The following is a 20,511-nucleotide window of genomic DNA, read 5'->3' as shown; positions in this document are numbered from 1 at the left end:
AACTCTACTTGTTAGTATTACTTAACGCGTAACTCCATCGCCCATTAAATGACTGGTAGGCATTTACTTTGGCAAGTAGCGATGAAATAGTTGAATCAACGGCATTTTCTTGCGCTATTAAAACATCCTGACGCGCATCTAACAACTCTAAGTAAGGAATTTGCCCTTCTTCGTACATTGCTTGTGCTTGTAAAAATGCATTATTAGCAAATTGATAACGCTCATCAGCAAAGCGCGATTGCTGTGCTTGATTGACCAATAATTGCAGAGAAAGTTCACTCTCGTTAATCGCTTTTAATACCACTTGTTGGTAATCGGTATACGCCGCTTGGCTTAAAAACTGCTGCGCATCGCGTTGTGCTAAAAGCGCAGGGTAACTTAATAATGACCACTGCAATTGCGGCGCTACTTGCCATTGCTGCTGGGTATCACTAAAACCGTTGCTCCCTAAACTTAACACGCCTGCAAAGCCGCTTAAGCTAATATCCGGCAATAAAGCTTTGCTGGCTGCTACACTCAGGCTATTTGCTTGGCTAAAATCAAATAAAGCACGACTTATATCAGGTCTTAATGCTATTGCATCATTAGGCTTTGCCAATGACACCGCAAAAGCCTTAGTTAATATAGTACGTTCATCATTAATGCTCAGTGATTGCGTAGTTTGCGCGCTTAATACGGCCAAAGTAGATAAGTCACGGTACTTTGCATATTCAATTGCCGGCACCAAGGCTTGCTGCTGTCTAAGTTGCGCCATAGTGCGGTTTAAGTCGAGCTCATTAGCCACACCTTCATCAACTTGGGCCTGTAGCACTTGAATGCTTTGTTCAAGCGCTTCTATTTGCATCTCAATAATTTGCTGCTTTTGCAGATTACCTTGATAACTCACAAAGCCTTTAACCACAGCTGACACCACTTCAATTTGCAATAACCTAACTTGCTCAGCTTGGCTCATTACTTGTGAATTCGCGGCATCGACTAGCGCAGTAATTCGACCAAATAAGTCGAGCTGCCAATCAAGTGCTACATTAGCACTTGATTGTCGGCTATTGGTATCGCCCAGTCCACTTCGCTTTGCACCAATCTCAATACCTCCTTGCGGTAAGTATTGCGCTTGTTGCTCGCCAATACGCGCCAAAGCACTTTTTAATACCAGCTGACTAGTTTGTAAGTCGTAATTATTAGCAAGTGCGTTGCTCACCAGTTGGTTTAGCTGCGTTGAGCCCAGCTTGTGCCACCAGTTTTGCTCATCTTCACCCATAAACTGCTCTGCAGATATTGCCTTGGCAACAAACTCATTAACCTGTTGTTGCTGAGCGGCTGTGTCAATTTTACTCGCACAACCTGATAACACAGCAACCGCTAATACAGAACTCAGCCATGGCGATAATTTAAGGGCGCTTAGGTTAAATTTAGTCATGTGAAGACTCCTCAACGCGCGGCTTTTTTACCACCAGCATATAAAACACCGGTGTAAATAATAGTCCAAACACAGTTACACCAATCATACCCGAGAACACCGCATTACCCATGGCATGACGCATTTCTGCTCCAGCACCGGTTGCCAATACAAGCGGTATAACACCTGCGGTAAAGGCAATTGATGTCATTAAAATTGGGCGTAAACGTAATCGACACGCCGCTAACATCGCCTCAAGGTGCGATAACCCAGTGTCATGCTTATCTTTAGCAAATTCCACCATAAGGATGGCATTTTTAGAAGCCAATGCGACCAGTACAATCAACGCTATTTGGGTAAATATGTTGTTGTCTGAACCTACAAACCACACTCCTAATAACGCTGAGAAAATAGTCATAGGTACAATTAAAATAATGGCCAGTGGTAAACGTAAGCTTTCATACTGTGCGGCCAGTACCATAAACACCAGCAATACAACCAGAGGGAATACATACACCATGGTATTACCGGCTAATACTTGCTGGTACGTTACCTCAGTCCACTCATATTCAATGCCAGTAGGCAATGTTTTTGCTAGTACAGCTTCAATCGCCAATTGCGCTTGATCAGAACTATAACCAGGCGCTGGGCTGCCATTAAGCTCTGCACTTGGGTAGCCGTTGTAATGCATTACACGATCAGGACCAATAGTAGGCGTTACCGTTAATACTGAGCCTAGTGGCACCATATTACCGGCACGATTACGCACTTTTAGGTTTAGTATTTGCTCTGGGTCTACCCTAAAATCAGCATCAGCTTGGGCATTAACCTGATAAGTACGACCAAACAAATTAAAGTCGTTTACATACACTGAGCCTAAATAAATTTGCAACGAGTTAAACACTTCATCTAATGGAATGCCTTGAATAAGCGCTTGCTCACGGTCAATATCAATATCCATTTGTGGTACTTGAATTCTAAAGCTTGAATACAGCCCCATTAACGCTGGATCTTTTTGCGCCGCAGCAATCACTGATTGCAAACTGTTAAATAAGGCTTCAAAGCCTTTGTTAGCTCTATCTTCTATTTGCAATTTAAAGCCACCTGTAGTGCCAAGGCCTTGAATTGGCGGTGGTGGAAACACAGCGACAAAGGCTTCATCAATGGCCGCAAAACGTTGGTTTAGTTGCGCTGCAATAGCCGAAGCCGACATACTCGGATCAGTACGCTCTGCAAAAGGCGCCAGTGGCGTAAATACGATGCCGCTATTTGGGCTATTAGTAAAACCATTCACTGAAAGACCAGGAAACGCTACCGTGTTCGCAACCCCAGGGACCTCTAATGCAATTTGCTGCATTTGTTTTACCACCGCTTCTGTACGGTCTAAACTGGCAGCGTCAGGTAACTGCGCAATAGCGACTAAGTATTGCTTATCTTGTTGTGGAATAAAGCCACCCGGTACTGCATCAAACAATTTAATCGTACCGCCAACTAAAGCAATATACGCAACCATAACCACAACACTCATACGAATAAGCTTTTGTACCAGCTTTTCATACCCTTTAGCACCACGGTCAAACACGCGGTTAAAAGGTTGAAATAACCAACGGCCAAATAATTTATTAAGCACGCGGGTAAACGCATCAGGCTCGGCATCATGTGATTTTAACAATAAAGCGGCCAGTGCTGGCGACAGCGTTAATGAGTTAAACGCCGAAATTACCGTTGAAATAGTAATGGTTAATGCAAATTGTTTATAAAACTGCCCTGAAAGCCCAGTAATAAAAGCCGTCGGAATAAATACCGCACATAATACTAATGCAATCGCAATAATAGGGCCGGTTACTTCCGTCATTGCCACGCGGGTGGCTTCAAGCGGTGATAAGCCATCTTCTATATTTCGCTCAACATTTTCTACGACCACAATTGCGTCATCAACCACGATACCGATTGCCAGTACTAAACCAAATAGCGATAAGGTATTAATAGACACTCCAAGCCACTGCATTACGGCAAACGTACCAATGAGTGAAATAGGCACCGCAATTAACGGAATAATAGATGCGCGCCAGGTTTGTAAGAACACAATAACCACAATCACCACCAGCACGATTGCTTCGAGTAAAGTGGCGATCACCGCATCAATTGAACCACGAACAAATACCGTTGGATCATAAACAATGTCGTATTCAACACCTGCTGGAAAGTCTTTTGATAAGCGTACCATAGTTTCACGCACCTGATCAGAGAGCTCAATGGCATTTGACCCTGGACGTTGAAATATTGGCATCGCTAAAGCGGGTTTATTATCAAGCTCAGCACGCAATGCATAAGAATCTTGGCCTAAATCAACACGTGCCACGTCTGACAAACGCGTAAGCTGCCCTTGCTCCCCAACTTTAATAATGACTTGTTTAAACTCTTCAATGCTATTAAGGCGTCCTTTGACGTTTAATAGAATTTGGAACTGACTGTCATTTGAAATCGGTTGCGCACCTAAACTACCCGCTGCAACTTGCTGATTTTGCGAGCGTAGTGCATTGACCACGTCACTTGCAGTAAGCTCACGTGATGCTAGCGCATCGGGGTTAAGCCAAACTCGCATTGCATATTTACCGCCACCAAATAAACGAATATCACCCACACCAGGTAAACGCGCTATTTCATCTTTAATATTTAAATCGGCATAATTTGATAAATACGCGGTGTCATGGCTGTTTTGGGGTGAATATAAATGCACCACCATGGTTAAATCGGGTGATGATTTTTCAGCAACAACCCCTAAACGTTGCACTTCTTGTGGCAAACGCGGCAGCGCACTATTTACTCGGTTTTGCACTTGCACTTGGGCACGGTCTAAATCAGTGCCTAACGCAAATGTCACCGTGAGCGTCATACGTCCGTCACTGGTTGCTTGTGAAAACATATACAGCATGTTTTCGGTGCCATTTATTTCTTGCTCAAGCGGTGTTGCCACTGTTTGTGCAATAACCGTCGGGTTCGCACCTGGGTAACTTGCAGTCACAACCACTGTTGGTGGTACGACTTCTGGGTATTCACTGACAGGCAGCTGAAATAATGAAATGCTACCTGCAATTAAAATAATCAACGACAGCATGGCCGCAAAAATCGGTCGCTGTATAAAAAAGTGTGAAAATTTCATCTAATAACCTTATTGCTTAGCAACTAAATCGGCAGGGTTAGCACTTAGCGTAAATGCCACGCCTTGGGTATTAATTGCCACTTTATTTGGTGATATCGGCATACCGGGTCCTACACGAGCAGGGCCGTTTACAGCAATAATATCGCCTTGCTCAAGTCCTGATGTGATGGCTCGTAACGATCCATAGCGCTCACCTACAGTAACCAATTTATATTGCAGCACATTATTTTCGCCTACCGTTAACACAAAGCGATTTTTTAAATCTGTGCCTATGGCTCTGTCTGGAATAATGACAGTTTCACGCACTGCATTAGCAGCTAACTTAATGCGTGCAAATGAGCCCGAACGCAGCTCGTTACTGCGATCCTCAAATACCGCACGAACGCGTAAAGTGCCTGTAGATGCGTTAATTTGATTATCTATAAAGTTAATATGGCCGCTATAGTTAAAATCGTCTTGCCCTACTTTTTGCATTACAACAGGCTGTTTGCTTGCAGCTGTTACTTCGTCAAATGCGCTATTCCAAGTACGTTCATCGACATCAAAGTAAGCGTACATTTTGTCATTAGAAACAATTGAAGTAAGCACGCTTTGCCCTGCAAGTACGTTGTTACCTTTGGTAATATTTGCGCGAGAAATCACGCCATCAATAGGAGAAACCACTGACGTAAACTCTAAATCGAGCTTTGCAGCTTTAAGCTGCGCTTGCAGTGCAGCAAGTTGTGCTTCACGCTGACGTAAAGTCGATGTACGCGCTTGTGCTTGCTCAGTCGAAATGGCTTTTCGCTCAGTTAAGCGTACAGCACGCGATGCTTCGCTTTTTGCTTGTTCAAGTGCTGCTTGAGCACTTTTTACCTGAGCGCTTAAACTGTCAACGGTTGCAGCGAATGAGCGATCGTCTAAACGAAATAATACATCGCCTTGTTTAACGCTATCCCCTTCTTTAAATTCAATTTGCTCAATAATGCCGGATACACGCGGCATTAATGCCACTTTTTGCGGTGACTCTAAGCGTGTTGTATAGGTATGCCAACTTTGAACTGGCTTAACCAAGACTTCGGCTACATCAATAGCTTGTTGTTGCTGTGCGGGGGCTGATTGCGCTGTACTTTCATCGGCACAACCGGCCAGTGTGATTAATGCAACAGATAGTGCTGTAGCAATTAAGTGTTTGTTCATAACGACGCTCCTTTTAATTTAGCATTGCATAATACGGAACATACTTGATGACAAAAACAATAGATTTTTAAATTCATTAGTGCCAAAATGGCATCAATACTCACTAAGTGGTGAAATAATGGATACAACCAGTCGACTATTAATGCTGCTTGAAGTGGTAGAGCAAGGCTCATTTGCAAAAGCAGCCGAAATACGCAATATTGACCGCTCAGTGATCTCTAAGCAAATTAGTCGGTTAGAGGATGAACTTGGGGTAAGACTATTAAACAGAACAACCCGCTCATTCTCTCTTACAGCAGCGGGCGCTGAAATGATAAAAAAAGCGGGTGAGCTGCGAAGCCTGCTTAGCGAAACGGTGCGCATGGCAGAAAACTACCACCAAGAGCCTCGCGGCGTATTAAAAGTGACCGCATCTACTTTAATAGGTCGACGCTACTTACAGCCAGTGATCAACGATTTCCAAAAACGCTTTCCACAAGTGGAAGTAGAACTGCGTTTAGATGACCGACTGGTTGATATTGTATCTGAAGGATTTGATCTAGCGTTTAGAGTGGGTGAACCCAAAGACTCATCATTAATTGCTCGTAAAATTGCCCGTAATCGTCTGTTACTATTAGCCGCGCCAGCGTTTATAGAAACATACGGTATGCCAACAACAATCACTGATTTGGCACAATTGCCAGCGGCCAGTTATGCCAGCAACTCACTACGGGTAGAAGGCATAAATTACTATAACCACACTGGCGAGCACTGCGAGCAAAAAATAAAAAGTGTGTTTAGAGCAAACGATGCAGAAGTATTACTGATGAAAACCCTCTCTGGCACCACCTACTTTTTAGCGCCGGCATTTATTTTAGATAAAGAAGTGATTGATGGGCAACTGGTGCCCTTACTTACCGATGTAAAATTAATGGAACACAGTGCAATGTATGCTGTATACCCACACCGAGATTTACCGGTAAGAACACGATTGTTTTTTGATGCCGTGCGTGAATACATTGGCAAAGAAAGACCGATTTGGGAGAACAGTATTCCTAATTTTGATCAAATGTATTAAGCCGCATCTGCACAGAGGTTAATATCAGAAAAAACCGCATTGCGCCCCGCATCTTTTGCCTTATAAAGCTGCTTATCTGCTTGCGCTATTAATTCGGTCAAATTTTGTTGTTGGTACTTAACTACGCCAACACTGGCTGTTAAATTTATGGTTATACCATTGGCTTCAATATATTTATTTGCAACGGCTTGTCTAAGATTTTCAGCCATTGCCAACGCGGATTGTGCACTATCAAAATTGCTCATTAAAGAAAATTCTTCACCCCCCACCCTAAACACATACCCTTTTGCGAAAGTAATCCTAAATAGAGTTGCCAACTCAACCAGCACTTTATCTCCTACATCATGGCCGTATTCATCATTTATTTGTTTAAAGTGGTCAAGATCAATTAAAAACAAGTACAGCTGTGATTTGTCTTTTATCTCCACTTCAAAATAATGGCTCATAGATAAACGGTTTCCTGCCCCCGTGAGAGGATCAAGTAAGGCCAAGTTTTTAAGTCGCCTCGAAAATTCGGCCCTATTTCCTTCAAAAACATGAGAAATGACCCATATAATAATATAAATAAACAGTAAGTTGAGCGCTAGGTTAAAAGAGGAAAAATAAGGGCTTGGTAATTTATAAAGCAACACTGATGATTGCATAACCAAAAGTGTGGCCGATAACATAATACCGTATTTTCGACCAAGAAGTAGATAATACAAAATGGGTAAAGAAAACGCCCACAAAAACAGACCATTTTTAAGTGGTGCCAAAAAGGTTCCACATAATATAACGAGCGTTACAGTCATACAAACCGTTATGGCATACCAGTTTCGTTGCTTGTTTTTAACCAATTGTATAAAAATATAAAAACAAAGTGCGGAAAAACACACCTCTAAGCCGCCTACAATATAAAAATGATTTTTTGATAGGTTAAACACAGCAAAAATAAATGACAGCAAACCAAAAAATAAACACATCCATTTTAAGACATGCTTACGTAATATTTTTGTACTGTTAAGAGCGGCTATATCCATAAAAAACTTAAATCAAAACTAATCGTTTATATTAACCCTGAAATGCAATAATCACAATTTTATGCTTAACAACCCCCCTTTAAAATAAGCAAAAAGGATTGGTTAAATGCAGCTATTCTGTAAGCAGTTCATTAACTGTGCCAACCAAGTCAGCAAATTCCTCATCAACATGTGCGATTTGTTTAGGGCTTAAGGTTTGATTTAATTTAACCAGCAACTGTGCGTATGCCCTTAAATTTTCCTCATTTCTCTCAATGAGTTCAGCACTCATAAACAGCTCTCGTTCTGTAATGATAGTGCGTAACTGCTGCGCAAATTGGGCATCATCAAGGGTTTGCTGATTAAAAAGCGCCTCAAGTGCACCTAACCGAGTTAGTTTATAGTCATACCATAAATTGCTGGTACTGATATATTCACTGTTGGCTTGTGACACTAGCGTTCGCTGCTCTGAGGTGAGCTTACCAAGCCATTGTTCGTAATAGTCTAGTTGCCTGTCTAAACGAGACTGCTGATGCTCCTCTTTGGTTAATGAAGCGTGCTCTTTTATTTCGTCATTAATTTGATCGCGAATGTTTTCTACCATTTCACTGCGTTGTGATGGAGTTAACGTTTTTGCCAGCTCGATTAAGGGATCACTCGCGTACAAAAGTAAATTGCGCCAATGCTGCTTTACCTGCGTTATTTTTGCCATTAACTGTGCTGTATCAGCTTGTTTATCGAGCAACTGCCTTAAGTCGAGTAAATCGGCTTTATATTTTGGTAACTCAACCTCTCGGTGCCAATCTCGGGTGTTATTAATAATCACTTTTAACTGCGTTGATTGGCTTTTGTTTAAGTCGACATAATCGTCTATCCAAAACGAAGACAGCCAACCAAGGTTGTTATAAGCAAAGGAAGTAGAACAACTGGCAATAAACAATAAACTGGTTATAAAAATAATTTTGCTTAGTTTTATATTTTTTAAATTATTTAACATTAACAGACCCCGTTTTATGATGCTTTGGTTGCCAAAAATCATCATAAGTAATTATGTAAGCTATTGCTCGCTTTTATTTTTTTCATTTTTCTATAGAATCGCAAGCTAACGCAATTTATATCATGACTATATGCTTAAGTTTAGAATTTTTGAGCTATAGTTAAAGCTACTTGTTAATACGTTTGTATACCTAGGTTATAAACGTTGGCGTTATTAATTTAGCTCATAATTTTTTACCTATCCCTAATAGATTCACTAGGTAAGTTTTACTTTTATGGCGCTTACATAGAACGACAACTAATTTGGAGACATGCTTATGTCACAGTCTAATTTTAAAGCACTGCTACTGGCCGGTATTATGCTCGCTACCCCTCTTGCCCATGCTGGACTAGAAGAAGGGATCAGAGCTGCTAATGCGGGTGAATTTGAAGAAGCACTTAAAGAGTTTAATTATTTAGCTGACAAAGGCTATGCACCGGGTATTTACGAATTAGGTAAGCTATACGAAGGTGGCCATGGCGTTACCCGTGATTATTACAAAGCAGCTGAGCTGTACCAACAAGCCGTTAAAAAGAACCATGTAGATTCAATGTTTGCACTTGCGGTTTTATATGACGAAGGCAATGGTGTTAAATTAGACAAACAAATGGCCATAACCTTATTTGAAAAAGCAGCCAATAAGAACCTTCCCGCAGCACAGTATAACTTAGGTGTAATGTACGCAAATGGCGATGGTGTTAGCCAAGATTATAAAGCCGCCAGAACATGGTATGAAAAAGCCGCTGCTAATAATTACACATTGGCGCAGTTTAATTTAGCACTGATGTATTTTGAAGGCTTAGGAATGCCAAAAAATCTTGAAATGTCGTATGTATGGAATACCATTGCCGAGTATAACGGCAACATGCAAGCCAGTCACAGCCGTAAACTTGATGAACGTACTATGCTCCCGAAAGAGGTAGCTGAGGCCAAAGAAAAAGCCGATGCAATTTATACCAAAATTTTAGCGGGAACGTATGCTGGCGAAGGACGCCTGTTTTAAGTTAGCTATTAAAAAAGCTGAATGAAGTGATTCATTCAGCTTTTTTGTTTTAAGCGTTGCAGGCTATTTTACATAAAGCCACTTTAGCACTTTGATCAGTAATTTATTTTGTTTAAGTAATAAACCAATGCGCGGGTTAACCGAGCCAGAGACTAAGGTATTTTTTGCATGGCTAAAGGTGAGAAAACCTTCTTTACCATGATAATGCCCCATCCCCGAATGCCCCACGCCACCAAACGGCACATCATCGGCAGCTACTTGTATTAATGTGTCGTTTACCGCAACTGTTCCGCTAAGTGTTTGCTTAATAATGTACTGTTGCGCCTGTTTATCTTGACCTAAAATGTAAAGGGCTAATGGGTGGTCGCGTAATCGAATATAATTAAGCACGTCCTCTAATTTGTCGTAACTCATAATGGGTAAAATGGGACCAAATAGCTCTTCTTGCATTAATGTCATCTCATCTGTTACGTGCGTAACAATATGCAGACCCATACGATGCTTTTCGCCATCTTGCTGGTTTTGTTCAAGCGGTTTAGTAATTTTAGCGCCTTGCTCTTGTGCTTGCTCTAAATAACCTAGCAAACGTTGATAATGTGCAGGGCTTATAATCGAGGTCAGGTTTTTGCCTTCAACACCTTGCTTAAAGTGTTTTTTATAAAGGATACAAAGCGCTTTAATGAATTGGTGCTCTAATGCTTTAGGAACAAACACGTAGTCAGGCGCTACACATATTTGCCCTGCATTGGCCATTTTTCCAAATAATAAAGCACGCGCGGCTTTATTTACATCGGCTTTTTCTAACACAATAACGGGCGATTTCCCGCCGAGCTCTAATGTTACCGGCGTTAAATTTTTACTGGCCGCAGCCATAACTAACTTGCCAACAGCCGTCGAGCCTGTAAACAGCAAATGCGCAAACGGCAATGATGAAAACTCACTCGCCACGTCGCTGCCACCTTGAATAATTGTGCAGTGTTGCCTTAATTCACCTGCAAATATTTTTTCAATAACGGCATTGGTGTTAGGCGTAAATTCACTGAGCTTTAACATCACCCTGTTACCCGCTGCAATAGCAGTAATAACAGGTACCAATGCTAGTTGAATAGGATAGTTCCATGGTGCAATCACACCGACCACGCCAATAGGCTGATAGGTTACACTTACTTTTGAGGGCCATAAGCTTAACCCCGCGCTGCGCTGGCTAGGCTTAGACCATCGAGGTAGCTTTTTAATAATATGCGCAAGTCCCTGCATGGTGGGCAAAATATCCCCCACTAAGGTATCGAACGCCGTTCGGTATCCAAAATCTTTAGATACTGCAGCAATCAAGTCTTGCTCTAACGTTACAATGTTAGCGCGTACTTTCTTGAGTAAAGCAAGACGTTGCTCAATGGGTAAATGAGGGGTGTCTTCAAAAGCATGCTTTAGTTCATTAAATTGCGAACGCAAAGACCCTGTAGATAATGTGTCAGTGTTCAAAATAGGCTACCCGATTTATAACGTTTTCAAGACTATAACCTTGTTCTGTTACTCGAGCAATAAAGAGTGATTTTGCAACACGAGGAAAAGGATTGCAAAAACACTCAACAGGTTGGTTGGAACGCATACCGATGCACTGCTTTTTGTGTGCATCGGTTATCTGTTTTGTTAGTTGATTAAAGTGGGTTATTAAAAACCAAAAACCTGGGCTGCTATGGTCATTGTTACTAAGGTAATTAAAACAATAGCGACAATATTTAACACAAAGCCAGCACGGATCATGTCTTTCATTTTAATTTCACCCGAGCCAAACACAATCGCATTGGGTGGTGTGGCTACTGGCATCATAAACGCACAACTACACGCAATCGCAGCTGGAATAACCCATACTAACGGACTGCCTGTTACTGACTCAGCAACGGGGCCTAGCAGTGGTAAAAAGCCTGCTGCTGTTGCCGTATTACTGGTTATTTCAGTTAAGAACGTAATTAGCGCAACCACAACAAGAATGCTCAAGACTAATGGAATAGTACTCGCCCCTTCAATCATATTGGCAATGTAGTCAGCTAATCCTGATGACTTTATTTGCGAGGCAAGTGTTAATCCGCCACCAAATAAAAGCAACACACCCCACGGCACTTTAGCGGCACTTTCCCAATCTAAAATACGCGCATCACTGCCTTTATTTGCCGGTAGTACAAACAGTAATAATGCAGCGGCAATAGCAATACCGGTATCTGAAATTTTAAGCCCGGTAACATCGCCTAATAAAGGTCTAAATATCCAACAAATAGCGGCAAGCACAAATACAAACAACACGCCCTTTTCAGCACGTTGCATTAGACCTAAGTCTTTTAGCTGTGAAGAGAATACCGCTTTGGTATCAATACGCTTGTTCGCTTGTACATTCGCATCGACTTTATAAGTGAATTTAGTTAACCAAATCCAGCTGATGATTAACATACCAAACGCTAATGGCACACCAACAATCATCCACTCGGCAAAGCCAATTTCAATCTGGTAGCTATCTGATAGGTATGCAGCCATTAATGCATTTGGTGGAGTACCAATTAAAGTAGCAATACCACCAATACTCGCACCATAAGCAATCGACAGTAAAAGGGCTTTACCAAACCCCTCATTACTAGGATCTGAGCTTTTAACTAAATGGGTAATAGATAAAGCGATAGGAAGCATCATTACTGCGGTAGCGGTATTCGACATCCACATTGATAAAAATGCAGTCACTAACATCATGGCTAAAATTTGTAAGCTTGGTCTTTTACCTGCATAAAGCATAGTTCTTAATGCAATACGCTTGTGTAATCCCCAACGCTCCATAGCAATTGAGATTAAAAAGCCGCCTAAAAATAAAAAGATCAGAGGATGCGCATAAGGCGCTGCAACACTTTTTATCGCTGCTATATCAACAATCGGCGAAATCACTAAAGGGAGTAACGCAGTAGCAGGAATAGGCACTACCTCACTCACCCACCACGAGGCCATCCAAAATGCTAAGCCTGCGGTTTTAAACGCTGCCTCCGACATCCCTACTGGCGGCTCAACTAAGCAAGTAAGTAGCATGACACATGGACCAAGTAACAATAACAGCCATTGCATAAATGGCTTTTTATTCGCGTTATTTTCTAAAATACGTTTTGTCATTTGTTCAGCCCTTAAAATTTATATTTAAGACCAAGTGCAACACTGCTATCAGCATTTTCTTCTAGGTCGAGGTCAGTGTATAAAAGGTAAGCTGTGGTTTGCTTGTCAAATACATAATCTACACCCGTAGTCCACTGTGTAGCGTCTGATGTTTGACGTAGTTTTGAATCATCTTTTGCAAATTGTACTTTAGGTACCCATTTGTCTAACTTATAGCTTGCGCTTAGTACATAACCGTTGCCAGACTTAGCGCCGTCAATCGATTCTGAATGCTGGTACAATGCCCCTAATTGTAATTTTTCAAACTTATACACACCCGCAATACGGCTTGCTTTAATGTTATTAAGCGAATCAACATGGCTGATTGAAATAGAGTAAGGTGTTTTATTTAAATTACGGTCGCCGTAAATTAGCGTAGCAGCAAATCCTGCTTCGTTATCTTTGTTGTCATCTTTTGGCGCATAGGTAAATAAAAACTGCGCGTTATGCCAATACTTAGAGGTATAGGTGATGGTATCGCCTAAGCGGTCTTGCCCTGCAATTACTTGAGCAATATCAGCTTGGGTTTCGTTAAAATTATCAAGCTTACCTTCTGAATATTTAAAGCGCGTGTCGTTTCGCCCAACCACCACTTCACCAAAAGCACCTTTTAGACCAAGGTAAGTATTGCGTGCTGCAAAAGGCTCATTGGTGTCGTCGTGTTCAAAACCTTTTACTTGAACTTCGTATTTAAATACCGCGGTAAAATACTCATTTAATTTATGGTCACCTTTAATGCCAATACGCGAAAAAGGGGCATCTATTTGCGTGCCTTCGTCAGCGTAACGCATTATGCCTGTATCGGTGTTAGCAATTTGTACTTCGGCTTTACCATACACTGTGTAGTCTGCTGCAAAAGTGGTTGCAGGTAACGTGGCAGCACTGCATAACGCAGCAAGTACTGAACCTTGGAATATATTGTTTTTCATTATGTGTCCTAATTATGTGATGCTACTTGTTGTCTGCACCTACAAAGCAAGAACATGACCAACTAAAAAATAACAATAATTTTCAGTGATTTAAAAAATAAAGGTTTAAAAATAAACATTGAAATGTGCGGGTTTCCACACATAAAAAACACTCAATATCACCATTTCCACCCATTAATCGGTGAACATATCTCGATTAAGGTTATATTTACTCATTTTATCGTAGAGGGTTTTACGCGCAATTTGTAAGGTTGTCATGGTGTCTTTAATGCTGCCATGGTTAAGCTCTAGCGCCTCTTCAATTAAGGATTGCTCATAAAAGCTGACCTTTTCGGCTAGGCTCAAATCTAATGATAGCGTGCTGTTGCTTGAGTCACTTTGTGCAAATGCCAGATCGGGGCCTAGCAATACCGCGCGCTCGGCTTGATTTCTCAATTCCCGCACATTGCCAGGCCAATCATGCGCTAGTAAACGTTGTTGTAGTTCTATATTGAGCGCCCCTAACGGTTTATGAAAGCGGGTCGCAGCTATAGAGCTAAAATGTTTAAACAACAGTGGAATATCTGCTTTTCTGTCTCTTAATGCAGGGATGCTGACTTTTACTAAACTAAGTCGGTAATATAAGTCGGCTCTAAACTCACCTTTTTCTACCAGCGAAAGTAAATCGACTTTGGTGGCTGCGACAATACGAATATCAAGCTCGATGGCTTTATTAGCACCAACGGGGGTTACTTTTCGCTCTTCAAGCACCCGTAGTAATTTAACTTGAAGCGATAAAGGAGTGCTTTCAATTTCATCTAAAAAAACGGTGCCGCCTTGTGCAAACTCAAATTTACCTTTGCGATCGTGTGTTGCGCCAGTAAAGGCTCCGCTGATAGCCCCAAACAGTTCGCTTTCTATTAATTGCTCTGGGACTGCGCCACAGTTAATAGCCACAAACTGACAGCTTGAACGGTTACTATGATCGTGTAAATAACGGGCAACCAATTCTTTACCTGTGCCAGTTTCACCTTCAATCAGCACATCAGCCGGAGTATCTATCACCGTGTTGAGTAGGTTCATCATATGCTGCATTTTAAGCGTATCACCTAAAATACGCACACCGGGCGCCGACGTTTTCTCAACCGCGCGCTTCAGCGCTCTGTTTTCCATTACTAAAGCACGTTTATCTGAGGCTCTGGCAATACAATCTAATAAATTTTCGTTCAGTGGTTTTTCAAATAAATCATACGCGCCCAATTGCATCGCTTTTACCGCAACAGAGACATCAGCATAACCGGTTAAAAATATCACGGGTAGTTCGCTATCGAATGCTTTTACCTGCTCAATAAAGGTTAAACCATCCATAGTGGGCATGTTTATGTCACTAAGTACAATGCCACAAAAACTGCGATTTAAGCGACTTAAGGCAACACTTGCATCACTAAAACACTGTACCTCATACCCCTCAAGCGTTAATAGCTGATTCAATGAATCGCGGATCATCGCTTCATCATCAATAACAATAATCTGTTTGCAAACAACGGCTTCAATCATTTTTAGTGGCCTCTATGCTTGATAAACTAATAATAAATTGCGCACCGCCTTCAGGGCGATTATGTGCAGTTAAGTAACCATTAAATGATTCAATAATTTGCTTTGAAATCGATAAGCCCAGCCCTAAGCCGTTACTTGATTTGGTACTATAAAAAGGTTCAAAAATAGACCCCAGCACATGATGCTCAATACCAGGGCCACTATCTAATATAGAAAGCTTAACGCGCTCTTCAAAGCATTCAACATCAAAACTGAGCTCTCTAACTGGCTCACCTTTCATTGCCTGTGATGCATTGGTGATTACATTAACCAGTACTTGTTCAAATTTTAATGCATCGACCCACACCGTGATCTCTTGCGAAAACTGCGGTGCACTTACGTTAACATCGTCTTGTTTAAGTTGCGGATGGGTGATCATCAACGCATTGTTTAATAACGCCGACAGTGGATGAGGTCGCAGTTGCATGGTCGCCGGTTTACTAAAGTGTTTAAGTTGCGCCACTATTTTATGCACTCGCTCTACCAAATTCTCAATAATGATTAAGTTTTCACTTAATGCGTTGAGCTTTCCCTTTTTTAGGAAAATTTTAGCACTGGCTAAATAGGTGTTCATTGCGCTGAGCGGTTGGTTAATTTCGTGATTAATGCCCGCACTCAATTGCCCTATGGTGGCTAATTTTGCCGACTGTACTAATGCGGTTTGGGCTTTTTCGAGTGCTTGGGTACGCTCTAGTACCTCAAGCTCTAAACTGTGACGCGAATACAGTAATTTTTTATACCCGGCAAAGCGTGCCAATAAGCTATATCCAACAAAAATAAACACCCAATAAAATAACACTAGCCATAGTAATCTAGGCACCTGTAAGGCGTTAATGTTTGAAATATCAACAAGCACTGTCATGGTTGCATTCAGATGAGTTAAGGGTCTTGAGGCGGAAACGTATTCATCTTTAGCAATTTTAAATTGCTCAATGCCTTGGCTTTTGTAGCGCTGTTGTTTAATTTGTAGCGGTTGATGATCTAAGTAAGCACGGCGCTGTTTAATATCACGACGCGCGGTAATATCAAGCGCTGTAAAACTATTTAAACGCCATTCGGGTTCATCCGACATGGCAATAATATTATCGGCAAGTTGCAAATAAAAATGGCTTCCTTTTGAGGTATTTAAAAGCGAACGATCGTTTTCAAATTTAGCGACATTAATTTTAAGCGCTACCACGCCAATGGCTTTTCCATCTAGGTAAATAGCTTGGGAAAAATAAATTCCGCGCTCTTTTGAGCGCTGACCAAGTGCAAAGTATGCGACCTTTTCACCGGCAAACGCTTGTTTAAAATAAGGTCTAAATGCAAAGTTACTACCTAAAAATGTATAGTCGGTTTGCCAGTTACTACTGGCAATAACATCGCCATGAGTATCTAGTATGTATACATCTGAGGCACCACTGGCTTGTTGAATATCAGCAAGGTAATTGTTAATTGCATTAAAGTGTTGTGATTCATTATTAGTAAAACGAATCAATACGTTATTTTCAGTTAGCAGCTGAGGGATAGCCGCAAATCGAGCGAGTTCGTTATCGATATAATTATTTAATTGGATGACTTGTTGATCAGCTTGAATTTTGGCTTGCCCTAAATCATAAGCACGACCAAACGAAAAGGTGACCACCAATAATAGTACTAACAATATACAGGCAAAAATAATTTTTTTGGGGATGGAGAACATAAACGCCTATGACAACTATGATGCCAATAATAAGTAATAGCCAATATTGTAACGAGTTATCCCCCTTTGCAGAAGAAACTTTTTGTTAACAATTGTACTGACACTAAAAAACCGTGAAATATTACATTCCACGGTTTAATCACCTTTTAAGGTGTGCTGTTTTAGCTTAATTTACGCTTTTGCAACGACAGGTTTGTCTTTAAAATATTTGTATAAGCCAATTAGTGAGGCTGCAATCCAAAATATTTCAATCACAAAGCTTGCTAAGTTAAAGTTATAACAAAGGCTAATAAGTAACAAAATAGCGCCACTTAAATTCATTAAGTTATACGTTAAACTTTTAGGTGAAACTTTATTTAGTTGCAGCAAAAAAAATGAACCAACCACTAAAAAAGTACCACTCATACCAACAATATCAAATAAAAGTGCGATCACACGTCTATCCTTTTCCATTTTAAAACCCAACTGACTGGCCCAATCCATGGGGAGGGTTTTTTTCAATCATTGAAACAGCAAAACCAGCGAAGTTTACCAGTGAAATAAAAGCAAACAAGGGCTTATGTCCGCCCCTCACTACTTTAGACTATAAACAAAACGTTTATTTAAACGTGACTTTACCACCAATCATTTTATAGGCAGGGGTCCCTCTTATAATTGTGGGGCGGGCAAAAGGTCGTTCACAGCCTGGGCATACGCATTCAGTATGGGTGTGATCTTGGGTTATTCTTTCTATAAAACATTTTACTAAAGCACCTTTGCCACCTTTACGGTATTTGAATAACGGTGCCTTACACGCAGAACAAAATATATCGACCGTTTTTGTAGGCCCTTTTTTATTGGGCTTAGCCATACTTCCTCAATAATTACTTTACGATTAGTTAATAGCATAATGCTATCACATCAGTGGTAGAAAATAATGAATGGCTGTTGCGCTAATATATTTTTTAAACAGTCGGTAGATAACTCTACTTTATAAACGATTCGCTTTAGGCTTTTATCGATAAACGAGTTAATTGAGCTGATAACACATTCATATTAAAAGGCTTTACGATAAACCCTGACACTTTAGCATTAATCGCTTTTTTGACAGTCGAAGAACTATCTTCACAGGTCACCATAAGTACAGGAAGGTTTTTCAGCTCGGCATCTTTTCTAATATTATCAAGTAAAGTAATGCCATCCATTTTAGGCATATGAAGATCTGTTATAACCAAATCAAACATTTGATTTTGCAGTATGTTTAATGCTTGAAGCCCATCTGTGGCTTCAACAATATCTTTATAATTTAACTGCCTTAACATATTAATTAATACATGACGCATTAACGGCATATCATCAACAACAAGTATTTTCATGCGTATGTTTTACCAAAATAGCTGCGAGCAAATTTTCATTAAAACAAAGTAAAGGCGACACGCCAATCTAAAAGGTATTAACAAAAACGTGTTATGTGTAGTAACAACATTAGTTAACAATACCTATTGCCGCAAGTAATCAGATGGATACTTGTATCCCCTTATTTTAGCTAAACAAAAGTTTAAAAAACTGCAAACGAAGCTTGGGTTATATGTGCTAAGCTTTTTGCACTTAGTGTTACTTCTAACCCTCGTTTTCCGGCACTAACATATATCATTTCAAAATCTAACGCACTGGAGTGTATGTATGTTTTTAGCCGCTTTTTTTGGCCAACGGGGCTAACTCCTCCCAAAATATAACCGGTACTCGCCTGCACTTTTTGTGGGTCTGCCATCATCACTTTTTTTACTGCACAAAGCTTCGCAAGCTGTTTTAAATTAACCTGCTGAGTGACGGGAGTCACCGCTACAATAAGCTGTTGCTCTGAAGTTTCTAGCACTAGGGTTTTAAATACTTGGGCGCTATTTAGATTAAGCTTTTCAACCGCTTCGAGGCCGTAATTAGTATTGTTTATATCGTGCTCGTAACTGAGTATGTCAAACTTAATATTGCTTTTTTTTAGCTGCTCTATAGCGGGGGTCATCTGATAAAGTCCAAAATAAATTTCCCTAATAATTTAGCACATTAAACATAAAAAAACGGCGCTAAAAAAGCGCCGTTTTTACTTGGGTCTATTGATCCGACTAATTACTTAGTTAAGTCATCAAAAAACTTTTTAACCCCATCAAAAAAGCCTTGCTCTTTAGGGCGGTTTTTTGAGCTGTCTTTGCCCATACTTTCATCTAATTCTTTAAGTAAGTCACGTTGACGCTCGTTTAAATTAACTGGCGTTTCAATCACAACCTTACAAATTAAATCGCCTTGAGCGCCACTGCGTACTGACTTAACACCTTTGCCACGCATACGGAACATTTTGCCCGTTTGTGTTTCTGACGGTATTTTAAGCTTTGCACGCCCATCAAGCGTTGGCACTTCAATTTCACCGCCAAGGCCTGCGGTGGTAAAGCTTATTGGTACTTCACAATATAAATTATTAGCTTCACGAACAAATATTTTGTGTTCACGAACAGATACTTGCACATACAAGTCACCTGCTGGTGCACCATGCATGCCTGCTTCGCCTTCACCTGATAAGCGAATACGATCGCCAGTATCTACGCCTGCCGGGATTTTAACCGATAGCGTTTTAGTTTTTTCTACACGGCCTTGCCCATGACATTTATTACAAGGATCTGAAATGATCTGACCTTGTCCATGACACGTCGGACAGGTTTGCTGCACGGCAAAAAAACCTTGGCGCATTTGTACTTGGCCTGCACCATGACAGGTTGTACATGTCTTTGGCTTTGAACCCGCTTTAGCACCACTGCCATCACATGGTTCACAACTAACCCAAGTAGGTACTTTAATCTCAACGTCTTTACCACGAACCGCTTCTTCTAAGCTTAAGTCCATGTTGTAACGTAAATCTGAGCCACGTTGCTGGCGTGATTGACGTCGACCACCGCCGCCACCAAAAATATCACCAAATACGTCACCAAAAATATCACCAAAATCACCTTGGCCGCCGCCAAAGCCACCGTGACCACCGCCACCACCTTGTTCGAAGGCTGCATGGCCGTATTGGTCATACATTTGACGCTTTTGCACATCAGTCAGTATTTCGTAAGCTTCTTTAACTTCCTTGAATTTAGTTTCAAGGTCTTTATCACCGGCGGTACGATCGGGGTGATATTTCATCGCTAAGCGTTTATACGCTTTTTTTATGTCTCGCTCACTCGCATCTTTGCTTACGCCGAGGACTTCGTAATAATCGCGTTTTGACATATCTATCACACTACTCTTTTCTATTTACAGCGTTAGCTGCTGGACAAACCGATAAATCATAT

17 protein-coding genes are annotated in these 20,511 nt (G+C 41.0%); 2 read left to right on the top strand and 15 right to left on the bottom strand.

The genetic code is table 11. The features are described from left to right. Nucleotides 1–4 precede the first annotated feature (4 nt). The 3 genes from PISS_RS17885 to PISS_RS17875 are packed head-to-tail and all read right to left on the bottom strand — an operon-like array spanning nucleotide 5 to nucleotide 5,738. Nucleotides 5–1,417 (bottom strand): TolC family protein, encoded by a 1,413-nt coding sequence (locus PISS_RS17885; protein ID WP_058155959.1) that lies wholly within the window; start codon nucleotides 1,415–1,417, stop codon nucleotides 5–7. After that, on the bottom strand, nucleotides 1,410–4,559 hold the full coding sequence (locus PISS_RS17880; RefSeq protein WP_058155957.1) for an efflux RND transporter permease subunit: 3,150 nt from the start codon (nucleotides 4,557–4,559) through the stop codon (nucleotides 1,410–1,412). The genes PISS_RS17885 and PISS_RS17880 overlap by 8 nt, the downstream gene beginning before the upstream one ends. 9 nt (nucleotides 4,560–4,568) lie before the next feature. Further along, nucleotides 4,569–5,738: an efflux RND transporter periplasmic adaptor subunit gene (locus PISS_RS17875; RefSeq protein ID WP_058155955.1), complete on the bottom strand. Its 1,170-nt coding sequence runs from the start codon at nucleotides 5,736–5,738 to the stop codon at nucleotides 4,569–4,571. 118 nt (nucleotides 5,739–5,856) lie between these two features. Here PISS_RS17875 and PISS_RS17870 point away from each other — a divergent pair, with 118 nt between their 5' ends. Further along, nucleotides 5,857–6,795, top strand: coding sequence for a LysR family transcriptional regulator (locus PISS_RS17870; protein WP_058155953.1), 939 nt, complete (start codon nucleotides 5,857–5,859; stop codon nucleotides 6,793–6,795). On the opposite strand, the gene PISS_RS17865 is transcribed toward PISS_RS17870, so the two are convergent. Both PISS_RS17865 and PISS_RS17860 read right to left on the bottom strand, forming a co-directional pair. Then, complete coding sequence (locus PISS_RS17865) at nucleotides 6,792–7,814, bottom strand: GGDEF domain-containing protein (protein ID WP_058155952.1); 1,023 nt, start codon at nucleotides 7,812–7,814, stop codon at nucleotides 6,792–6,794. The genes PISS_RS17870 and PISS_RS17865 overlap by 4 nt on opposite strands. Nucleotides 7,815–7,926: 112 nt before the next feature. Further along, complete coding sequence (locus tag PISS_RS17860; protein WP_058155951.1) at nucleotides 7,927–8,790, bottom strand: DUF6279 family lipoprotein; 864 nt, start codon at nucleotides 8,788–8,790, stop codon at nucleotides 7,927–7,929. 316 nt (nucleotides 8,791–9,106) lie between these two features. Between PISS_RS17860 and PISS_RS17855 the strand changes: the two genes are divergently transcribed. Next, the gene (locus PISS_RS17855; protein WP_013463177.1) at nucleotides 9,107–9,832 is read left to right on the top strand and encodes a tetratricopeptide repeat protein; all 726 of its coding nucleotides are present in this window, start codon (nucleotides 9,107–9,109) and stop codon (nucleotides 9,830–9,832) included. 63 nt (nucleotides 9,833–9,895) lie between these two features. Here PISS_RS17855 and PISS_RS17850 read toward each other — a convergent pair whose 3' ends face one another. The 10 genes from PISS_RS17850 to dnaJ all read right to left on the bottom strand — a co-directional run bounded on the left by PISS_RS17850 (nucleotide 9,896) and on the right by dnaJ (nucleotide 20,449). Further along, entirely contained in the window at nucleotides 9,896–11,314 is a 1,419-nt protein-coding gene (locus PISS_RS17850; protein WP_058155950.1) for a coniferyl aldehyde dehydrogenase, read from the bottom strand. A gap of 189 nt (nucleotides 11,315–11,503) precedes the next feature. Next, nucleotides 11,504–12,979, bottom strand: a complete 1,476-nt coding sequence (locus tag PISS_RS17845; RefSeq protein WP_058155948.1) for an SLC13 family permease — start codon at nucleotides 12,977–12,979, stop codon at nucleotides 11,504–11,506. A gap of 11 nt (nucleotides 12,980–12,990) precedes the next feature. After that, nucleotides 12,991–13,947 (bottom strand): porin, encoded by a 957-nt coding sequence (locus PISS_RS17840; RefSeq protein ID WP_058155947.1) that lies wholly within the window; start codon nucleotides 13,945–13,947, stop codon nucleotides 12,991–12,993. 174 nt (nucleotides 13,948–14,121) lie between these two features. After that, nucleotides 14,122–15,483, bottom strand: a complete 1,362-nt coding sequence (locus PISS_RS17835; RefSeq protein ID WP_028834110.1) for a sigma-54-dependent transcriptional regulator — start codon at nucleotides 15,481–15,483, stop codon at nucleotides 14,122–14,124. Then, complete coding sequence (locus tag PISS_RS17830) at nucleotides 15,476–17,206, bottom strand: sensor histidine kinase (RefSeq protein ID WP_058155945.1); 1,731 nt, start codon at nucleotides 17,204–17,206, stop codon at nucleotides 15,476–15,478. The genes PISS_RS17835 and PISS_RS17830 overlap by 8 nt, the downstream gene beginning before the upstream one ends. 171 nt (nucleotides 17,207–17,377) lie before the next feature. Then, nucleotides 17,378–17,641, bottom strand: coding sequence for a CBU_0592 family membrane protein (locus PISS_RS17825; RefSeq protein WP_008112375.1), 264 nt, complete (start codon nucleotides 17,639–17,641; stop codon nucleotides 17,378–17,380). Between the two features lie 163 nt (nucleotides 17,642–17,804). Then, entirely contained in the window at nucleotides 17,805–18,056 is a 252-nt protein-coding gene (locus tag PISS_RS19100) for a hypothetical protein (RefSeq protein ID WP_013463170.1), read from the bottom strand. A gap of 136 nt (nucleotides 18,057–18,192) precedes the next feature. Further along, entirely contained in the window at nucleotides 18,193–18,561 is a 369-nt protein-coding gene (locus PISS_RS17815; protein ID WP_058155943.1) for a response regulator, read from the bottom strand. 182 nt (nucleotides 18,562–18,743) lie between these two features. Continuing rightward, nucleotides 18,744–19,205, bottom strand: a complete 462-nt coding sequence (ybaK, locus tag PISS_RS17810; protein WP_058155941.1) for a Cys-tRNA(Pro) deacylase — start codon at nucleotides 19,203–19,205, stop codon at nucleotides 18,744–18,746. A gap of 104 nt (nucleotides 19,206–19,309) precedes the next feature. Beyond that, nucleotides 19,310–20,449, bottom strand: coding sequence for a molecular chaperone DnaJ (dnaJ, locus tag PISS_RS17805; protein WP_058155940.1), 1,140 nt, complete (start codon nucleotides 20,447–20,449; stop codon nucleotides 19,310–19,312). Nucleotides 20,450–20,511 lie beyond the last annotated feature (62 nt).

It is taken from the genome of Pseudoalteromonas issachenkonii, from assembly GCF_002310795.1.
Lineage (GTDB): Bacteria > Pseudomonadota > Gammaproteobacteria > Enterobacterales > Alteromonadaceae > Pseudoalteromonas > Pseudoalteromonas tetraodonis.
Note: the sequence above shows the minus strand (reverse complement) of the source record. Positions and strands in the feature narration are given on the sequence as shown.

What these genes read in the sequence shown, in the direction of transcription:
- PISS_RS17885 (WP_058155959.1), bottom strand. Translation starts at nt 1,417, where the DNA reads ATGACTAAATTTAACCTAAGCGCCCTTAAATTATCGCCATGGCTGAGT.
- PISS_RS17815 (WP_058155943.1), bottom strand. Translation starts at nt 18,561, where the DNA reads ATGAAAATACTTGTTGTTGATGATATGCCGTTAATGCGTCATGTATTA.
- PISS_RS17860 (WP_058155951.1), bottom strand. Translation starts at nt 8,790, where the DNA reads ATGTTAAATAATTTAAAAAATATAAAACTAAGCAAAATTATTTTTATA.
- ybaK (WP_058155941.1), bottom strand. Translation starts at nt 19,205, where the DNA reads ATGACCCCCGCTATAGAGCAGCTAAAAAAAAGCAATATTAAGTTTGAC.
- PISS_RS17845 (WP_058155948.1), bottom strand. Translation starts at nt 12,979, where the DNA reads ATGACAAAACGTATTTTAGAAAATAACGCGAATAAAAAGCCATTTATG.
- PISS_RS17865 (WP_058155952.1), bottom strand. Translation starts at nt 7,814, where the DNA reads ATGGATATAGCCGCTCTTAACAGTACAAAAATATTACGTAAGCATGTC.
- PISS_RS17855 (WP_013463177.1), top strand. Translation starts at nt 9,107, where the DNA reads ATGTCACAGTCTAATTTTAAAGCACTGCTACTGGCCGGTATTATGCTC.
- PISS_RS17835 (WP_028834110.1), bottom strand. Translation starts at nt 15,483, where the DNA reads ATGATTGAAGCCGTTGTTTGCAAACAGATTATTGTTATTGATGATGAA.
- PISS_RS17830 (WP_058155945.1), bottom strand. Translation starts at nt 17,206, where the DNA reads ATGTTCTCCATCCCCAAAAAAATTATTTTTGCCTGTATATTGTTAGTA.
- PISS_RS17870 (WP_058155953.1), top strand. Translation starts at nt 5,857, where the DNA reads ATGGATACAACCAGTCGACTATTAATGCTGCTTGAAGTGGTAGAGCAA.
- PISS_RS17840 (WP_058155947.1), bottom strand. Translation starts at nt 13,947, where the DNA reads ATGAAAAACAATATATTCCAAGGTTCAGTACTTGCTGCGTTATGCAGT.
- PISS_RS17880 (WP_058155957.1), bottom strand. Translation starts at nt 4,559, where the DNA reads ATGAAATTTTCACACTTTTTTATACAGCGACCGATTTTTGCGGCCATG.
- dnaJ (WP_058155940.1), bottom strand. Translation starts at nt 20,449, where the DNA reads ATGTCAAAACGCGATTATTACGAAGTCCTCGGCGTAAGCAAAGATGCG.
- PISS_RS19100 (WP_013463170.1), bottom strand. Translation starts at nt 18,056, where the DNA reads ATGGCTAAGCCCAATAAAAAAGGGCCTACAAAAACGGTCGATATATTT.
- PISS_RS17875 (WP_058155955.1), bottom strand. Translation starts at nt 5,738, where the DNA reads ATGAACAAACACTTAATTGCTACAGCACTATCTGTTGCATTAATCACA.